Raw genomic sequence first — 16,077 nt, 5'->3', positions numbered from 1 at the left:
ACGAATCAGGAACGGTTGGCAGTCAACGGGCGCGTGCCGTGCAGGCAGACCCAGCCTTCCTCGCTGCGCCAGACCGACATGGCGAGCCACGGCGCGTAGGCGGCGGCCACTTCATCGGCCTGCCGTTCCAGCACGCCGGACAGCACCAGCCGGCCGCCCGGACGCACGCGCGCCGACAGCATCGCGGCCATCAGCTTGAGCGGATTCGAAAGAATGTTGGCTACCACCAGGTCGTAGGTGGCTTCGGATACCGATTCCGGCAGCGCGAAGCTGGCTTCCACGTGGTTGCGTTCGGCGTTGTAGCGCGATGCCTCGACTGCGTTCGGGTCGATGTCGATGCCGATCGTCTCGCCCGCGCCGAGCTTCCTGGCCACGATGGCCAGAATGCCCGAACCGCAACCGTAGTCGAGCACCGTCTCGCCGGCCTGCACGTGCTGCTCCAGCCATTGCATGCACAGGCGCGTGGTCGGATGGCTGCCCGTGCCAAAGGCCAGGCCCGGATCGAGTTCCAGGATGACCGCGTCGGGCTCCGGCGCCTCGTGCCACGACGGCACGACCCAGATCTTTTCGCCCACGCGGATCGGTTCGAATTGCGACTGGGTCAGGCGTACCCAGTCCTGGTCTTCCACCGCACGCAGCGTGAACGCCGGCACGGGGTCGACATCGAGCGCGTTCGCGGCAGCGGTCACCACCAGCGCGGGGTCGGTCTCTTCGTCGAAGAGCGCCACCACGCGCGAGCGGTTCCATGCCAGCCGCGTCGGCTCCAGTCCGGGCTCTCCAAAGAGCGGTTGCTCGTCGGGCGTATCGGCGTCGGCGTCTTCCACCGATACCGACAGCGCGCCGAGGTCGAACAATGCATCGGACCAGGCTTCAGCCTGATCCTGCGCAATTTCGATCACACATTCCTGGAATGCCACGGATTTCCTTTAAGACTGCAAGCCGGGCCGGTCTGGCCCCCGCTTCAGGGCTTCTCGCCCTGGGCGTTGGCCTTCTGGGCCAGGCGGTGTTCAAGATAATGGATGCTGGTGCCGCCTTCCACGAAGTTGGCGTCGAGCATCAGTTCGCGGTGCAGCGGCACGTTGGTCAGGATGCCGTCCACCACCATCTCCGACAGCGCGATGCGCATGCGGGCGATGGCCTGGTCACGCGTGGCGCCGTACGTGATGATCTTGCCGATCATGGAGTCGTAGTTGGGCGGCACGAAGTAGCCATCATACGCGTGCGAGTCCACACGGACACCGGGGCCGCCGGGCATGTGCCAGGCGGTGATGCGGCCCGGCGACGGCGTGAACTTGAACGGATCCTCGGCGTTGATCCGGCATTCGATCGCGTGACCGCGCAGTTCCACGTCCTTCTGGCGGAAGCGCAGCTTCTCGCCGTAGGCGATGCGGATCTGTTCCTGCACGATGTCGATGCCCGTGATCATCTCGGTGACCGGGTGCTCGACCTGCACGCGCGTGTTCATCTCGATGAAGTAGAACTCGTTGTTCTCGTACAGGAATTCGAACGTGCCGGCGCCACGGTAGCCGATCTTCTTGCAGGCATCGGCGCAGCGGTCGCCGATGCGCTCGATCAGGCGGCGCGGAATGTGCGGTGCCGGCGCTTCCTCGATCACCTTCTGGTGGCGGCGCTGCATCGAGCAGTCGCGCTCGCCCAGCCAGATGGCCTGCTTGTGCTGGTCGGCCAGGATCTGGATTTCCACATGGCGCGGGTTCTCGAGGAACTTCTCCATGTAGACCTCGGGGTTGCCGAAGGCCCGGCCGGCTTCCTCGCGCGTCATGTTGACGGCGTTGATCAGCGCAGCCTCGGTATGCACCACGCGCATGCCGCGGCCACCCCCACCACCGGCAGCCTTGATGATCACCGGGTAGCCCACGCGGCGCGCGGTTGCCAGGATTTCCTTGGGATCGTCGGGCAGGGCGCCTTCCGAACCCGGCACGCACGGCACGCCGGACTTGATCATGGCCTGCTTGGCCGACACCTTGTCGCCCATCAGGCGGATGCTGTCGGACGTCGGGCCGATGAACACGAAGCCGGATTTCTCCACGCGCTCGGCAAAGTCGGCGTTTTCCGACAGGAAGCCGTAGCCCGGGTGGATCGCCTGGGCGTCGGTGACTTCGGCGGCCGAAATGATGGCCGGCATGTTCAGGTAGGACAGCGGCGACGGGGCCGGGCCGATACAGACGGCTTCGTCGGCCAGCTTGACGTACTTGGCTTCCTTGTCGGCTTCCGAGTACACCACCACGGTCTTGATGCCCAGCTCGCGGCAGGCGCGCTGGATGCGAAGGGCGATTTCGCCGCGGTTCGCGATCAGAATTTTTTCAAACATGGTCTCTCTCTGCGAGAACAGGGGCGGGCCCGCGCACGCCTGGATGGCGTACCGGGCCAACGCATGCGGCAGGAGCCCCCGGGGGCCCGCCTGCCGCGCCAGCCGGCTGACGGCTTAGCCGATCACGAACAGCGGCTGGCCGTATTCCACAGCCTGGCCGTTTTCGACGAGGATTTCCTTGATCACGCCAGCCTTGTCGCACTCGATTTCGTTGAGCAGCTTCATGGCTTCGATGATGCAGACGGTCTGGCCTTCCTTGACGGTATCGCCCACGTTCACGAACGGCGCGGCGCCCGGCGACGGCGCGCGGTAGAACGTGCCGACCATCGGCGACGTCACCACGTGGCCGGCCGGCAGTTGCGGGGCGGCTTCGGCGGCGGCGGCCGGGGCGGCAGCGCCGGCCATGGGAGCAGCGGCGGGCGGCAGGGCCTGAAGCTGGGGCATGGCAACCGGCGCCAGCACCTGCGGCGGTTGCTTGACGATGCGAACCTTGCCGTCGCCCTCGGTCACTTCGAGCTCCGAAATGCCGGATTCGGCCACCAGGTCGATCAGCGTCTTCAGCTTGCGCAGGTCCATCTTCTTATCCTCCAGAATCGGGTTGTCCGGTCACCTTCATGTCAGGGAAGGGGACGGCGGCGGTCAGTCATTGTTGATTTGGCCTGTCACGCAAGCGCGTCAGGCCGCGGTTGTCTCGCTCTTGCAGATGCGGTGCGGGCGTCAGCTGTCCTGTTCCTGCGCCAGCGCGTATTCCAGCGCCAGCAGGTATCCCTGCCAGCCCAGGCCGCAGATCACCCCGATCGCCTGATCGGAAAAATACGAGTGATGGCGGAACGGCTCCCGGCGATGCACGTTGGACAGATGTACCTCGACAAAGGGGATTGCCACGCCGGCCAGCGCATCGCGCAGCGCCACGCTGGTATGCGTGAAGGCCGCGGGATTGATGATGACGAGATCTACCCCTTCGCCGCGCGCAGCATGAACGCGGTCCACCAGGGCGCCCTCATGGTTGGACTGGAACGTGTCCAGCCCGATACCTGCGGACGCCGCGCGTTTTGCCAGCGCGTCGTTGATGTCGGCCAGCGTGGTATGTCCGTAAGTCTGCGGCTCGCGCGTGCCCAGCAAATTCAGGTTCGGACCATGCAGAACCAGCACTTTGCGGTAGCGGGCGGAGCGGCTGACGGTAGGGGTAGAAGACACGGCGGCTCGACCAGTTCAACGAAATTGCGCGGAGATTACCGTAGCTTAGAGGGATTTGTCTAGCTCGGGATACAAGGCTGGATGTCGCCCTTAAGACATTTCCGACCCGGAAAGCGCCCTTTTAGCCCCAAAACCGGTGTGGATGGGGGTTTGCCCGCACGTTGGCGGTGGGTTGGGCGGGTTTTGGCCGGAGATCGGCTCAAATTCCCGCTATTTGGCTAACCCGTCGGTGCCGGGCTATCAGGCGCCCGGCAATTCCTTGCGCAGTTCGTCGGCGTGGACGCGGCCCATCTTGCGGTACTTCACACCGCCCTCGGGCGTGATGATGACCGTATAGGGCAGGCCGCCCTGCGCATTGCCGAAGCTCTTTGCCAGTTCGGTGCCGGTAAAGCCCGCCACGGCAAGGGGGTACTTGACCGGTACTTTCTTGAGAAATTCCTGGATGTTGCTGGCCGAATCGATGCCGATGCCGATGAATTCGACATTGCGCTGGGCGTATTCGCCATGCAGGGCGGTCAGTTCGGGCATCTCTTCCACGCAGGGACCACACCAGGGGGCCCAGAAGTTGACCACCAGTGTCTTGCCACGAAACTTCGACAGATCCAGCTCGGTGCCTGACGGATCGGGCATTTTTGCCTGAAACAGCGATTCAACGGCCTGGTCGGACGCCTGTTTGGGCGCCAGCGCAAAATTTGCCACCAGCACCCCGGCGGCCGCCGCCACGATGGCTACGACGATCCAGATAACAAGCGATGAGCGGGGAGCGGGTGTGGAGCCGGGTGTCGATGCAGTCATGTTCGGGTGGCGTTGATGACAGTTCTATATAGATAGGGGGCGATGGGCCTGTCCGGGAATCACTGGCCGCCGGTGGTCCCGCCGGCCAAGTTGCGCACGGCGTTGGCGTCGGCCCGGGTCACGCGGCCGCTGGCATCGGCCCGCGCCGCGCCGCGTTCATCGTTGGCATCATACAGCGCGATATGGATGCCGACCGGCGCACCCAGCGTGGCGCGGATCTCGCCGGCCAGCTGGCGCGCCTCGCGCAGGGCCGGCCACTGGCCGCGCCACAGGAAACTCAGCGTCTCCACGTCGGCCCGACCGGCAAAATGCCGGCTCTCGCTGGTCTCGAAATCCACGCCGGCGTTGAGCAGGTGCAGCGCCACGTCCTTGGGGCTGTCGCAGAAGCACTGTATATAGACGTCGGAATGCTCGGTGGCCGTGCCGTTGAGCACGGCGCCCACCAGGTACGGACGGAACGGGGCCAGGTCTTCCATGGCAAACAGTGCCAGCTGGCGCAGCAGGGCCAGGATGCGCGGCTGCTCCTCGCTGTGGAACAGGGCCTGATAGGCGCGCACCTCTTCCTCGATCATGTCGTTGTCGGGTAGCCATTCGCCGGCCACGCGGGTGTCGCCAAGCAGCTGGCGCGCGGCCTTGCGCTTGGCGGTGGCGTAATCGGCGCCATCTTCGGCGATCATGCGCGCAGCGGCCTGGGCGATTTCCTCGCGCAGGCGGGCGGGGTCGGAGGGGGTACGTCTGGACATGGTGTCGATGATACCCGCATGGCCGTTCGACGAAGTCTGTGGCACGGTGGCGCAGCCCGGGGAACCCCGCGCATGCAGGTACAATCAGAGCCTTCTTTCCAGTGCCGCGCGGCCCGGCCGCCGCGGCCCCACGCATTCCCGAAGCTCCCATGCATATTCATATCCTTGGCATCTGCGGTACGTTCATGGGCGGCCTTGCGGTCCTGGCGCGACAGGCGGGTCACCGCGTGACCGGCTGCGACGCCAATGTCTACCCGCCCATGAGCACCCAGCTCGAAGCCCAGGGCATCGAACTGATCGAGGGGTTCGATCCGGAGCAGCTGTCGCTGAATCCCGACCTGTACGTGATCGGCAACGTGGTGTCGCGCGGCAACCCGCTTATGGAAGCCATCCTCGACCGCAACCTGCCGTACGTGTCGGGCCCGCAATGGCTGGGCGAACACGTGCTGAACGGCAAGTGGACGCTGGCCGTGGCTGGCACGCATGGCAAGACCACCACCACGTCGATGCTGTCCTGGCTGCTCGAGGACGCAGGCTACAACCCGGGCTTCCTGGTGGGCGGCGTGCCGCAGAACTTCGGCATCTCGGCCCGGCTGACCGAATCCGACTTCTTCGTGATCGAGGCCGACGAGTACGACACCGCTTTCTTCGACAAGCGCAGCAAGTTTGTCCACTACCGCCCGCGCACGGCCATCCTGAACAACCTGGAATACGATCACGCCGACATCTTCCCCGATCTTGCGGCGATCGAGACCCAATTCCACCATCTGGTGCGTACGGTGCCGGGGCAGGGCCGTCTGGTCGTGAACGGCAACGAGCCGGCGCTGGCCCGCGTGCTGGAGCGCGGCTGCTGGAGCGAGGTGGAGCAGTTCGGCATGGGCGACTGGCGCGAGGGCGATGCTCGCACGGCCGCGCCGGCTGGCAAGGACGCCTTCGACGTGTACTTCCGCGAGGAACTGCAGGGCACCGTGGTCTGGGACCTGCAGGGCACGCACAACCGCATGAACGCGATTGCCGCGATTGCCGCCGCGCGCCACGTGGGCGTGCCGCCGGCCCAGGCCATCGAGTCGCTGGGCCGCTTTGCCAACGTCAAGCGCCGCATGGAAGTGCGTGGCGTGGCTGACGGCATTACGGTCTATGACGATTTCGCGCATCATCCCACCGCCATCCAGACCACGCTCGACGGCCTGCGCCGCCGCGTGGGCAACGCCCGCATTCTGGCCGTACTGGAACCGCGTTCCAACACGATGAAGCTCGGCGTGATGGCCGCCCAGCTGCCGGCCAGCCTCGAAGCCGCCGACCTGGTGTTCGGCTATGGCGCGCCGTCCGGCAAGGATGCGCTGGGCTGGAACCTGGGTGACGCACTGGCGCCGATGGGCGACAAGGCCGCCGCCTTCCAGGACCTGGGCGAGCTGGTGGCTGCGGTCACCGCCGCCGCGCAGCCCGGCGACCAGGTACTGGTGATGAGCAACGGCGGCTTCGGTGGCGTCCACCAGAAGCTGCTCGACGCCATCAAGGCGCGCGCCTGACAACGGTAGGACATCACATGCTGCTGTACCTGCACGGTTTTCGCTCCTCGCCGCAGTCTATGAAGTCGCGGCTGGTGCAGGACCGGATGCGCGCGTGGGGGCTGGAGAAGTATTTCGCCTGCCCGATGCTCAACGTGTCGCCGTCCGAGGCGATTGCCCAGGCCGAGGCTGCCATCCGCGGCGCCCGCGCCGGTGGCGAGACCGATATCGCCATTGTCGGGTCGTCGCTGGGCGGCTTCTACGCGCGCTGGCTGGCCGAAAAGCACGGCTGCCGCGCCGTGCTGCTCAATCCGGCCATCCATCCGTGGACCGACCTGGAGAAATACCTGGGCGAGCAGCCGCTGTACCACGGGGGCGGCTCGGTCGTGGTCCGCCCCGAACACCTTCAGGAACTGCTGGCGCTGCGCGTGGACGCCATCACGCGGCCCGAACGCTATTACCTGCTGGCCGCCACTGGCGACGAGGTGCTCGACTATCGCGAGATGGTAGATGCCTGCCCGGGCGCCAATATCCGCATCATCGAAGGCAGCGACCACGGCATCAGCGAATTCGAGGACTACGTCGACGATGTACTGTCCTTCTGCGGCTATGTACCGGTCGGAAAACTCCAGGTATGACGGCCGCGAGCGGCCTCCAGGGCCTGCGCGCCGCCTGGCACGCCCATCTGCCGCATGACGCGGCCATTCCGCTGAACCAGCGCCGCTGGATTACCGGCGAGGGCTCGCTGACGGCGCGGTTGATGTCGGCATCGTCACGCTTTTGCGTGCAACGTCTGGCGCAGGCGCCGCAACTGCCGTTTGCCGACGAATGGCAGGCGCTGGGCCTGATCCGCCCGGTACCGGCCATTACACGTGAAGTGCTGCTGATCTGCGACGATGTGCCCGCGGTGTTCGCCCATACCATCGTCGATCCTTGGCGGGCGAGGCGAGACTGGCCCTTCCTGCGCGGGCTGGGCAACCGTCCGCTGGGCGGTGCGCTGTTCGTGGACCCGCGTGTGCGGCGCGATCCGTTCCAGTTCGCGCGACTTTCCATCAACCACCCGCTGCGCCAGGCGCTGCAGCGGGTGTTGCCGGCGTTTGCGTCGGTGCCGATGCTGCCTGCGCGGCGTTCGGTATTCCGGCGCGGCGGCGGCGCCATGCTCGTGACAGAGGTCTTTCTGCCAGACCTGCTGGCACGGGCCGCGCCTGCCAACATTGGCGCGGGCGGCACCAGACTGCCCCGCCGTATCGACACACACAGCAAGGAAGAGAGACAAGCATCATGAAATTGGAAGGACGGGTCGCCATCATCACCGGTGCAGCCGCCGGTATCGGGTTTGCCACGGCGGAGCGTTTTGCTGCCGAGGGCGCGAAGCTTGTGCTTTGCGATGTGAATGAAACACGTGTGCGCGAGGCCGCCGAACGCCTGGCCGCCACCGGCGCCAGCATCGACGCGCACAAGGTTGACGTGACCAGCCGCGACGAAGTGGATGGCGTGGTCGCCGCCACGCTGGCGCGCCATGGCCGCATCGACATCCTGGTCAACAACGCCGGCATCACCAAGGACGCGCGGCTGGCGAAGATGACCGAAGCCCAGTTCGACGCCGTGATCGACGTCAATCTCAAGGGCGTGTTCCACTGCGCCCAGGCCGTGGCCGCCGTCATGACGGAGCAGGGCAAGGGCGTGATCCTGAACGCGTCGAGCGTGGTTGGCCTGTATGGCAACTTCGGCCAGACCAACTACGCGGCGAGCAAGTTCGGGGTGATCGGCTTCACCAAGACCTGGGCCCGCGAACTGGGCCCCAAGGGCGTGCGCGTGAACGCGGTCTGCCCGGGCTTTGTGAACACCGAGATCCTGCAGAGCGTGCCGGAAAAGGTGCTGGACGGCATGAAGGAACATTGCTGGATGCGCCGCCTGGCCGAGCCGTCCGAGATTGCCGCCATCTACGCATTCCTTGCCAGCGACGACGCCAGCTATGTGAACGGCACGACGATCGAGGCCAGCGGCGGCATGTCGCTCTGACCCGCCCGGCCCGGCTGGCCTTTTCTGGCCCGGGAGTGCCGCCGTTGCCGCAAGGCGCGGTGCGGTATCATCCCGGGTCGTATATCCGCCTGGACAGGTGGCGTTTTGCGCACGGTAGCGCACTCCACGCCAGCCTGTCCCGGCACTTCTGAAAGTACCGATCCATGCAGTTGCTGTTCGAAGAAGGCGGCGAGATTCGCGCCGGCACCGTACTTGCCCAACAGGGCGAGGCCTACCAGGTAGAGTTGCCTGCGGGCAAGCGCACCAAGGTCAAGGCCAAGGACGTGCTGCTGCAGTTTGCCCAGCCTTCGGCAATCGAAATGGTGCGGCAAACCGGCGAACTGACCGCCGAGATCGATCTCGACTTCCTCTGGGAATGCGCGCCGGCCGAGGAATTCGGCTTCGGCGAGCTGGCCGCCGAATACTACGGTGCCGATGCCGGCGCCGTGCAGCAGGCCGCGCTTGCCATGGCGCTGCATGGCAATCCCGTCTATTTCCGCCGCAAGGGCCGCGGCCGCTACATGCGCGCCCCGGAAGACCAGCTCAAGGCCGCGCTGGCCGCGGTGGAGCGCAAGAAGCAGCAAATGCTGGTGCAGGCCGAATACGAGGAACAGCTCAAGGCGCGCAAGCTGCCCGACGCGTTCCGCGGCAAGGTGCTGCAGCTTCTGTTCAAGCCGGACAAGAACAGCCTCGAATACAAGGCCATGGATGCCGCCTGCACCGCGCTGGGCATGACGCCGATGCGGCTGATGGTGGCGGTGGGCGGCGTGGAAAGCCCGCGCGCGCTGCACGAGGCCAAGTTCCTGGCCGAATGCTTCCCGAAGGGCACGGGCTTCCCCGACGTGGACGTGCCCCAGCCCGCCGGCGACCTGCCCGTGGCCGACGTCCAGGCATTCTCGATCGACGATGTCACCACCACGGAAATCGACGATGCGCTGTCGGTGACGCACACCCCCGACGGCAAGCTGCGGGTGGGTATCCATATTGCCGCCCCGGGGCTCGGTATCCGGCGCGGCGAGCCGCTCGACGCCATCGGGCGCCATCGCCTGTCGACCGTGTATTTCCCGGGCGACAAGATCACCATGCTGCCCGACAGCGTGGTGGACAAATACACGCTGCAGGAAGGACGCACCTGCCCGGCCCTGTCGCTCTATGTGACGGTGGACATGGACGGCCCCGACGGCGTGACCATCGTTGGCAGCGAAACGCGCGCCGAGCTGGTGCCGATCGCTGCCAACCTGCGTCACAACCTGCTTGAGGACGTGGTGACCGAGCAGGCGCTGGCCGCCGGCACGGGCGACTACCCGTTCCGCGAGGCGCTGACCGAGCTGTTCCGCCTGGCCAACCACCTGCATGACGAGCGCCAGAAAGCGCGACTGGCAAGCGGCCTGCGCCCGGAAACGCACAATCGCGCGGACTTCAACTTCTATATCGACCCCGTGGCGGGTGGCGGCGAGCGCGTGCGCATCGAGCAGCGCCGCCGCGGATCGCCGCTGGACAAGATCGTGGCCGAGCTGATGATCCTGGCGAACAGCACGTGGGGCAAGCTGCTGGCCGACCACGGCGTGCCGGGCATCTATCGCACGCAGAAGGCCTGGGGCATGCACCGTACGCGCATGCAGACCTACCCGGCGCCTCACGAAGGCCTGGGCGTGGCGCAGTACGCATGGAGCACGTCGCCGCTGCGGCGCTATGTCGATCTGGTCAACCAGTGGCAGATCCTGGCGGTGGCCCAGCATGGCGTCACGGCGAAGCTGGTGGCGCCGTTCAAGCCCAAGGACGCCGACCTGCTGGCGGCCGTGGCCGATTTCGAAGGCACCTATGCCGCCTATGCCGACCACCAGTCGACCATGGAACGCTACTGGTGCCTGCGCTGGCTGGCCCAGGAGAACCGCGACAAGCTGATGGCTACCGTGCTGAAGGACGGCGCGGTGCGCTTCACCGAGATTCCGCTGGTAACGCGCGTGCCGGAGCTGGCGCAGGCCAACCGCGGTACCCAGGTGCTGCTGGAAATTGCGTCGACCGACGAGATTTCGCTCGAAGTGTCGTGCCGTGTGCTGGAAGTCTTCGCCGGCGAGGGCGAGGTACCCGAGGAAGAGCTCGAGGGCGACAGCGACGACGACCAGCAGGAAGGCCAGGAGGAAGGTCAGGAACTGGCCGAGGTTTCCGCCGAAGCCGCAGCCGATGCGGCTGCCGAAGATGCCTCGGAAGCCGCAGTCGAGGGTGGCGCCAGCGCGGAGGCGGGCCTGGATGGCGACGATGCGTCGGCGCCACGCGACACCGGCGCCAACCCCCCCGCCTGAGTCCTTCGGTAAACGGGGCGGCTCCCGTACAATCGAAGTCGGTTCCGGCCCCCCTCTGCCGTGGGGTGGCCGGTGTTCGAGCGAGCCCCCCATAACGACCGTCCAGGTTCCTGACCCATCGTGAACGCCGTTCTCCCAGCTCCCCGCCACATGCATCCGCGCGACTGGTGGCAATCCAGCAGCACGCTGGTCAAGGCGCTTGCCGTGTCCGTGGCCATCCATGCGGTGCTGCTGATGGTGCGGATTGCCGCGCCGGAGGTGTTCGAGATCAAGCGTTCCGATCCGCAGCTCGACGTGGTGCTGGTGAACTCGAAATCCGCCGAGAAACCGCGCAACCCGACCGTGCTGGCGCAGGCCAACCTCGATGGCGGCGGCGACCACGATGCCCAGCGCGCCACCACGCCGCTGCCGGCGCAGACCGAATCGAAGGAGGGCGACCTCGTCAAGCTGACGCAGCGCCGGCTGCAGGAGCTGGAGGAAGAGCAGCGCCGCCTGATGACGCAGGCCCGCGAGGCCGCGCCATCGGTACGCAGCCAGCCCATGAAGCCGGGCGAGCAGCGCGCCGACACCCCGACGCGCGGGCAGGACGAGCGCACCTCCACCGACGAGATGGCCAAGCTCGAAGCCGAGATCGGCCGCAACCTGGAGCACTACGCCAAGCGGCCCAAGCGCATGCAGCTGACGGCCACCAGTGCACAGAGCGTGGATTACGCGCAGTATTACGACCGCCTGCGCCGCAAGATCGAGGCGCGCGGCACGAGCGATTTCCCGCAGAAGAGCGGCAAGCCACTCTACGGCCAGCTGATCCTGGTGATCAACGTGAACCGCCAGGGCAAGCTGGGCTACAACCGCGACGGCTACAACATCGAGTCCATCGACGTGGCAAAGAGCTCGGGGGATCCCGCGCTCGACCGCCAGGCCGTGGCGATCGTCCGCGCTGCCGCACCGTTCGGCGCCTTCACGCCGGAGATGCAGGCGAAGCAGGACATCCTCGAAGTCATTTCCACTTTCAAGTTCACGCGCAGCGGGCTCGACGTCCGGCTGCAAGGACGCTGATGACCGCAGAACAGCAATCCGCCGACCGCTATGTCGTGGTTGGCAACCCCGTATCGCACAGCCGCTCGCCGGCCATTCATGCCGCGTTCTCGCGCCAGACCGGCGAGGCCGTCGAATACGACCGCCTGGAGGCGCCGCTCGACGCGTTTGCCGACACCGTGCGCAAGTTCCTGGCCGACGGCGGCCATGGTTTCAACGTCACCACGCCGTTCAAGCTCGAAGCCTATGACCTGGCGGATCGCCTGACGCCGCGTGCGGAAGCCGCCGGCGCGGTCAACACGATGTGGATCGAGGACGGGCTGATCCATGGCGACAATACCGACGGCGTCGGCCTGGTGCGCGATATCCAGGACAACCTCGACGTGCTGCTGGAAGACAAGCGCATCCTGGTGCTGGGCGCCGGTGGCGCGGCCATGGGTGCGCTGCTGCCGCTGATCGAATGCCGCCCGGCGCGGATCGTGGTTGCCAACCGCACGGCGCAGAAGGCCAGCGACATGGTCGAGCAGTTCGTGGAAGCGGCCGACCAGTACGGCGTGGAACTGTGGGCGGGCGGTCTGGACGCGTTGAACGCACTGTCCGAGGACGAGGGCTGCGACGTGGTCATCAACGCATCGGCCAGCAGCCTGCAAGGCGAACTGCCGCCGGTGCCCGACTACCTGCTGGGCGAGGGCGTGCTGGCCTACGACATGATGTACGGCGCCAGGCCGACGGTGTTCCTGGCCTACGCGGCCAAGTGCGGCGCCCGCACGTCCGACGGGCTGGGCATGCTGGTGGAGCAGGCCGCCGAGGCGTTCTACAACTGGCGCGGCGTGCGTCCGAGCACCGCCCCGGTCCTGGCCGAGCTGCGCGCCGCGCTGCAGGCCGAAGCCGCCCGCTGATCCCCGCGCGGAGCCGTACTTGGCACGCCAGCGAAGCGGCGCCGCGCGCGCACCGGCCAGGGTATCCGGCGCGGCCAGTCCGCTGCGCTGGGTCGGCTATCTGGGCGAGTGCCTGATCATCGGCGTGCTGGCCCTGCAGCTGTACTTCTTCCTGCAGATTGCCGCCTGGCAGTATCTGAATCCGTCATCCACGTCGTTCATGCGCGCCGAACGCTGGCGCCTGTGCGGCTTCAATTTCTGGAGCTGCTCGATCGACCACAAGTGGGTGGGCTATGACCAGATGTCGCGCAACATCAAGCGCGCGGTGATTGCCAGCGAGGATGCCGACTTCGTCAACCATCCCGGCTACGAACTCGACGCGATGCTGGACGCGTGGGAGCGCAACAAGAAGCGCGGCCATATCGAACGTGGCGGATCTACGATTACCCAGCAGCTTGCCAAGAACCTGTTCCTGTCTTCGGAGCAATACTACGTTCGCAAGGGCCAGGAGCTGGCGATCACGTGGATGCTCGAATTCTGGCTCGACAAGCAGCGGATCTTCGAGATCTACCTGAATTCGGTGGAATGGGGCGAGGGCGTGTTCGGCATCGAGGCCGCCGCGCAGCACTACTTCCACACCTCGGCGTCGAAGCTGACCGTGGGCCAGGCCGCGCGGCTGGCGGCGGCGCTGCCTGCGCCGAAGTGCTTCGACAAGAAGGAATACTGCGCCAACGTGCGCGTGAACTTCCGCGTCAAGGCATCGATCATCGCCCGGCGCATGGGCGCGGCCACGCTGCCGGATTAGCGGCGCGGGGGAGAGGCCGGCAGGCAGAACGGCCCTGCCCGCGCCCCCAACCCCGGTCCCGCGTTGCGGGACGGGGGGCAGGCGCCCGCTCAGCTGAGCCAGCCCTTGCGCTTGAAATACACCAGTGGAATTGCCGCCGACACGGCCATCAGCGCGATGGCCCACGGGTAGCCGATGGCCCAGTCCAGCTCCGGCATGAGCTTGAAGTTCATGCCGTAGATGCTGGCAATCAGCGTGGGCGGCATCAGTGCCACCGACACCACCGAGAACAGCTTGATGATCTTGTTCTGGTTGATGTTGATGAAACCGACCGTGGCATCCATCAGGAAGTTGATCTTGTCGAACAGGAACGCGGTGTGGTTCTCGATCGAATCGATGTCGCGCAGGATCTGGCGCGCCTCGTCCTGCTGTTCGGCAGACAGCAGCTGGCTGCGCATCAGGAACGACACCGCGCGGCGCGTATCCATGACGTTGCGGCGGATGCGGCCGTTCAAGTCTTCCTCGCGCGCGATGGTCTCGAGCACGTCAGCCGCGGCGGCATCGGTCACGTTCTCGGCCAGCACGCGGCGGCTGGCTTCTTCCAGCCGCTCGTAGATCTCCTCGATCGAATCGGCCGAATACTCGGCGTCGGTCGCGTAGAGATCCATCAGCACGTCCTTGGCGTTGCGCACCGAACCGGGTCGCATCCGGGCGCGCAGCCGCACCAGGCGGAACACGGGCAGGTCTTCGTCGTGGATCGAGAACAGGACGTCGCGCGTAAGCACGAACGCCACGCGCACGTTGCGCGAGGCCTCGTCTTCCGCCAGCAGGAAGTCCGTACGGATATGGATATTCTCGTCCTCGCCCTCGAAATAGCGCGCCGATGCCTCTAGGTCACCGAGGTCTTCGAGTTCCGGCAGGACTACGCCGTAGGCTTCCTTGATCCATGCCAATTCCTCGTCGTCGGGGCTGACCACGTCGATCCAGATGGGCTTGTGCTGCAGCAGCTCATTGCGCTCGTCGACCTGCTCCTGGGCGAGCCGACCTTTCTGCAGGACGAACAGATTGATCATCCCTTGGATTCCTTGTTACTGATTGCGCGATGTCCGGAAACAGGCGCAGGCAAGGCATCGCCAGCAAAGCGACCATGGGGCGGCCGGCAAGCGTGATCGCGCTGCGTGCGGACGGCGGATGCCGGGTCCGTTGCAAGGCGATGACGTTTGCCTGTTGCCTGTATCTGGCTGGCAAGCCGGGGGGAGGGAAGATCCGCAGCGCGCGGCAGCCTGTAGGCGGCCGCAGGAGGAACGGAAAGACACACTCACCCGCAGGTGTCTGCGGGCAAGTACGGCGACGAGCGGGGCAAAAAGCCCTGCGCGGATCGGCGTTACGCAGCCCGCAGTGACATGGCATCCGGCGATGACGCGGCCTGGCCGCTACAACCCGAACACCCGATGCTACTGCCCACGTAGGTTCTCCGGGATTCTGATGGCCGCGAGTGTAATCCAACGCGGGGGGGCTTGTTAAGCGAAATCTCTGCGCCGGTGTTGCTCACAGGCGCCGCCGCAGCAGCGGGGCCAGCATCACGGACGACAGCGCCGCGAACATCAGCACGATGGCCGCGTAGTCCTGCCAGTGGGGCGTCTCGCCCAGCAGCCACATGCCCGAGAACACGCCCACCACCGGAATGAACATGATCGACAGGCTCGATACCACGGGCGGCAGGCTGCGCGCCAGCGCGAACCAGACCAGGTGGCAGTACGCGAAGACCACCACGGCGTTGTAGGCGATGGCGGCCCATTCGATGCCGGTGGGCATGCGCCAGCCGGTCTCGAACAGCAGCGAGCCGACGGCCAGGAACGGTAGCGTGACGGCCAGCATCCAGAAGGTCAGCGCGCCGATCGGCACATCGATCTGCGTGCGCTTCATCAACTGGGTGCCGAAGCCCCAGCCGGCGGCCGCCACCAGCATCAGCAAGGTGCCGGCCGGGCTGCCGGTCAGCGCGGCGATCTCGCCCGACAGCAGCAGCACGGTGCCGGTCAGCGCGCAGGCAATGCCGATCCACGCCGACAGCGCGATCCGCTCGCGGAAGATCAGCAGCCCCCATACCACGGCCCAGATCGGCATGGTGTAGCCCAGGATGGCGGCCCGGCCCGACGACAGCAGCTTGACCGCGCAGATTGCGAACAAATGCCAGATCACCATGTTCGGGATGGCCAGCTTGACCACCGTTGCCCAGGCCTGGCGCGGCACGTGCAGCGAATCGCCGCGCAGCTTCAGGGCAAGGCCCAGCGCCACCAGGCCGCCGGCCATGCAAAGCAGCCGGAATCCCATGGCCGGGAAGTGCGCGACGCCGACTTTCATGATCGGCCAGTTCAGGCCCCAGGCGATGGTCAGGATGACGAGCAGGATGAGACCGCGGCGGTCGAGATGCATGGCTCTGGTGATATGGCGACCTGGATGTGACGGGGTCGCTTCTTTTAAGC

At 66.2% G+C, this 16,077-nt stretch carries 16 protein-coding genes; 8 read left to right on the top strand and 8 right to left on the bottom strand.

The window, feature by feature from the left end; genetic code table 11:
* Positions 1–5: 5 nt before the first annotated feature.
* From prmA to A9J21_RS04500, 6 genes are all read right to left on the bottom strand, one after another.
* Positions 6–917 (bottom strand): 50S ribosomal protein L11 methyltransferase, encoded by a 912-nt coding sequence (gene prmA, locus A9J21_RS04525; protein ID WP_066732321.1) that lies wholly within the window; start codon positions 915–917, stop codon positions 6–8.
* Between the two features lie 44 nt (positions 918–961).
* Complete coding sequence (gene accC, locus A9J21_RS04520) at positions 962–2,329, bottom strand: acetyl-CoA carboxylase biotin carboxylase subunit (protein ID WP_066732320.1); 1,368 nt, start codon at positions 2,327–2,329, stop codon at positions 962–964.
* A 114-nt stretch (positions 2,330–2,443) separates the two neighbouring features.
* Positions 2,444–2,905: an acetyl-CoA carboxylase biotin carboxyl carrier protein gene (gene accB, locus A9J21_RS04515; protein WP_066732319.1), complete on the bottom strand. Its 462-nt coding sequence runs from the start codon at positions 2,903–2,905 to the stop codon at positions 2,444–2,446.
* A gap of 141 nt (positions 2,906–3,046) precedes the next feature.
* Positions 3,047–3,526, bottom strand: coding sequence for a type II 3-dehydroquinate dehydratase (gene aroQ / locus A9J21_RS04510; RefSeq protein WP_066732317.1), 480 nt, complete (start codon positions 3,524–3,526; stop codon positions 3,047–3,049).
* A 240-nt stretch (positions 3,527–3,766) separates the two neighbouring features.
* Positions 3,767–4,321 carry a TlpA disulfide reductase family protein gene (locus A9J21_RS04505; RefSeq protein WP_066732315.1) on the bottom strand — a complete coding sequence of 185 codons (555 nt, stop codon included), beginning with the start codon at positions 4,319–4,321 and terminating at the stop codon, positions 3,767–3,769.
* Positions 4,322–4,380: 59 nt separating this feature from the next.
* On the bottom strand, positions 4,381–5,064 hold the full coding sequence (locus tag A9J21_RS04500; protein ID WP_066732507.1) for a UDP-N-acetylmuramate--alanine ligase: 684 nt from the start codon (positions 5,062–5,064) through the stop codon (positions 4,381–4,383).
* 149 nt (positions 5,065–5,213) lie between these two features.
* Between A9J21_RS04500 and mpl the strand changes: the two genes are divergently transcribed.
* The 8 genes from mpl to mtgA all read left to right on the top strand — a co-directional run bounded on the left by mpl (position 5,214) and on the right by mtgA (position 13,615).
* Positions 5,214–6,593 (top strand): UDP-N-acetylmuramate:L-alanyl-gamma-D-glutamyl-meso-diaminopimelate ligase, encoded by a 1,380-nt coding sequence (gene mpl, locus A9J21_RS04495; RefSeq protein ID WP_066732313.1) that lies wholly within the window; start codon positions 5,214–5,216, stop codon positions 6,591–6,593.
* A 17-nt stretch (positions 6,594–6,610) separates the two neighbouring features.
* The gene (locus A9J21_RS04490) at positions 6,611–7,210 is read left to right on the top strand and encodes a YqiA/YcfP family alpha/beta fold hydrolase (protein WP_066732309.1); all 600 of its coding nucleotides are present in this window, start codon (positions 6,611–6,613) and stop codon (positions 7,208–7,210) included.
* On the top strand, positions 7,207–7,857 hold the full coding sequence (locus A9J21_RS04485) for a chorismate lyase (RefSeq protein ID WP_066732302.1): 651 nt from the start codon (positions 7,207–7,209) through the stop codon (positions 7,855–7,857). The genes A9J21_RS04490 and A9J21_RS04485 overlap by 4 nt, the downstream gene beginning before the upstream one ends.
* Positions 7,854–8,594 carry a 3-oxoacyl-ACP reductase FabG gene (fabG, locus tag A9J21_RS04480; RefSeq protein ID WP_066732301.1) on the top strand — a complete coding sequence of 247 codons (741 nt, stop codon included), beginning with the start codon at positions 7,854–7,856 and terminating at the stop codon, positions 8,592–8,594. The genes A9J21_RS04485 and fabG overlap by 4 nt, the downstream gene beginning before the upstream one ends.
* A gap of 164 nt (positions 8,595–8,758) precedes the next feature.
* Positions 8,759–10,897 carry a ribonuclease catalytic domain-containing protein gene (locus tag A9J21_RS04475; RefSeq protein ID WP_066732299.1) on the top strand — a complete coding sequence of 713 codons (2,139 nt, stop codon included), beginning with the start codon at positions 8,759–8,761 and terminating at the stop codon, positions 10,895–10,897.
* A 150-nt stretch (positions 10,898–11,047) separates the two neighbouring features.
* Positions 11,048–11,953: an energy transducer TonB gene (locus A9J21_RS04470; protein WP_066732297.1), complete on the top strand. Its 906-nt coding sequence runs from the start codon at positions 11,048–11,050 to the stop codon at positions 11,951–11,953.
* Positions 11,953–12,831 (top strand): shikimate dehydrogenase, encoded by an 879-nt coding sequence (aroE, locus tag A9J21_RS04465; protein ID WP_066732295.1) that lies wholly within the window; start codon positions 11,953–11,955, stop codon positions 12,829–12,831. The genes A9J21_RS04470 and aroE overlap by 1 nt, the downstream gene beginning before the upstream one ends.
* An 82-nt stretch (positions 12,832–12,913) precedes the next feature.
* Positions 12,914–13,615: a monofunctional biosynthetic peptidoglycan transglycosylase gene (mtgA, locus tag A9J21_RS04460; RefSeq protein WP_066732505.1), complete on the top strand. Its 702-nt coding sequence runs from the start codon at positions 12,914–12,916 to the stop codon at positions 13,613–13,615.
* Positions 13,616–13,704: 89 nt separating this feature from the next.
* On the opposite strand, the gene corA is transcribed toward mtgA, so the two are convergent.
* Positions 13,705–14,667, bottom strand: a complete 963-nt coding sequence (gene corA / locus A9J21_RS04455) for a magnesium/cobalt transporter CorA (RefSeq protein WP_066732294.1) — start codon at positions 14,665–14,667, stop codon at positions 13,705–13,707.
* Between the two features lie 475 nt (positions 14,668–15,142).
* Positions 15,143–16,027, bottom strand: coding sequence for a DMT family transporter (locus A9J21_RS04450; protein WP_066732292.1), 885 nt, complete (start codon positions 16,025–16,027; stop codon positions 15,143–15,145).
* Positions 16,028–16,077: the final 50 nt, after the last annotated feature.

Source organism: Cupriavidus sp. D384 (assembly GCF_001652915.1).
GTDB lineage: Bacteria > Pseudomonadota > Gammaproteobacteria > Burkholderiales > Burkholderiaceae > Cupriavidus.
Note: the sequence above shows the minus strand (reverse complement) of the source record. Positions and strands in the feature narration are given on the sequence as shown.

Coding starts and splice junctions, on each gene's coding strand:
- accC (WP_066732320.1), bottom strand. CDS start 2,329: ATGTTTGAAAAAATTCTGATCGCGAACCGCGGCGAAATCGCCCTTCGC.
- accB (WP_066732319.1), bottom strand. CDS start 2,905: ATGGACCTGCGCAAGCTGAAGACGCTGATCGACCTGGTGGCCGAATCC.
- A9J21_RS04505 (WP_066732315.1), bottom strand. CDS start 4,321: ATGACTGCATCGACACCCGGCTCCACACCCGCTCCCCGCTCATCGCTT.
- A9J21_RS04500 (WP_066732507.1), bottom strand. CDS start 5,064: ATGTCCAGACGTACCCCCTCCGACCCCGCCCGCCTGCGCGAGGAAATC.
- mpl (WP_066732313.1), top strand. CDS start 5,214: ATGCATATTCATATCCTTGGCATCTGCGGTACGTTCATGGGCGGCCTT.
- A9J21_RS04490 (WP_066732309.1), top strand. CDS start 6,611: ATGCTGCTGTACCTGCACGGTTTTCGCTCCTCGCCGCAGTCTATGAAG.
- A9J21_RS04485 (WP_066732302.1), top strand. CDS start 7,207: ATGACGGCCGCGAGCGGCCTCCAGGGCCTGCGCGCCGCCTGGCACGCC.
- fabG (WP_066732301.1), top strand. CDS start 7,854: ATGAAATTGGAAGGACGGGTCGCCATCATCACCGGTGCAGCCGCCGGT.
- A9J21_RS04475 (WP_066732299.1), top strand. CDS start 8,759: ATGCAGTTGCTGTTCGAAGAAGGCGGCGAGATTCGCGCCGGCACCGTA.
- A9J21_RS04470 (WP_066732297.1), top strand. CDS start 11,048: ATGCATCCGCGCGACTGGTGGCAATCCAGCAGCACGCTGGTCAAGGCG.
- aroE (WP_066732295.1), top strand. CDS start 11,953: ATGACCGCAGAACAGCAATCCGCCGACCGCTATGTCGTGGTTGGCAAC.
- corA (WP_066732294.1), bottom strand. CDS start 14,667: ATGATCAATCTGTTCGTCCTGCAGAAAGGTCGGCTCGCCCAGGAGCAG.
- A9J21_RS04450 (WP_066732292.1), bottom strand. CDS start 16,027: ATGCATCTCGACCGCCGCGGTCTCATCCTGCTCGTCATCCTGACCATC.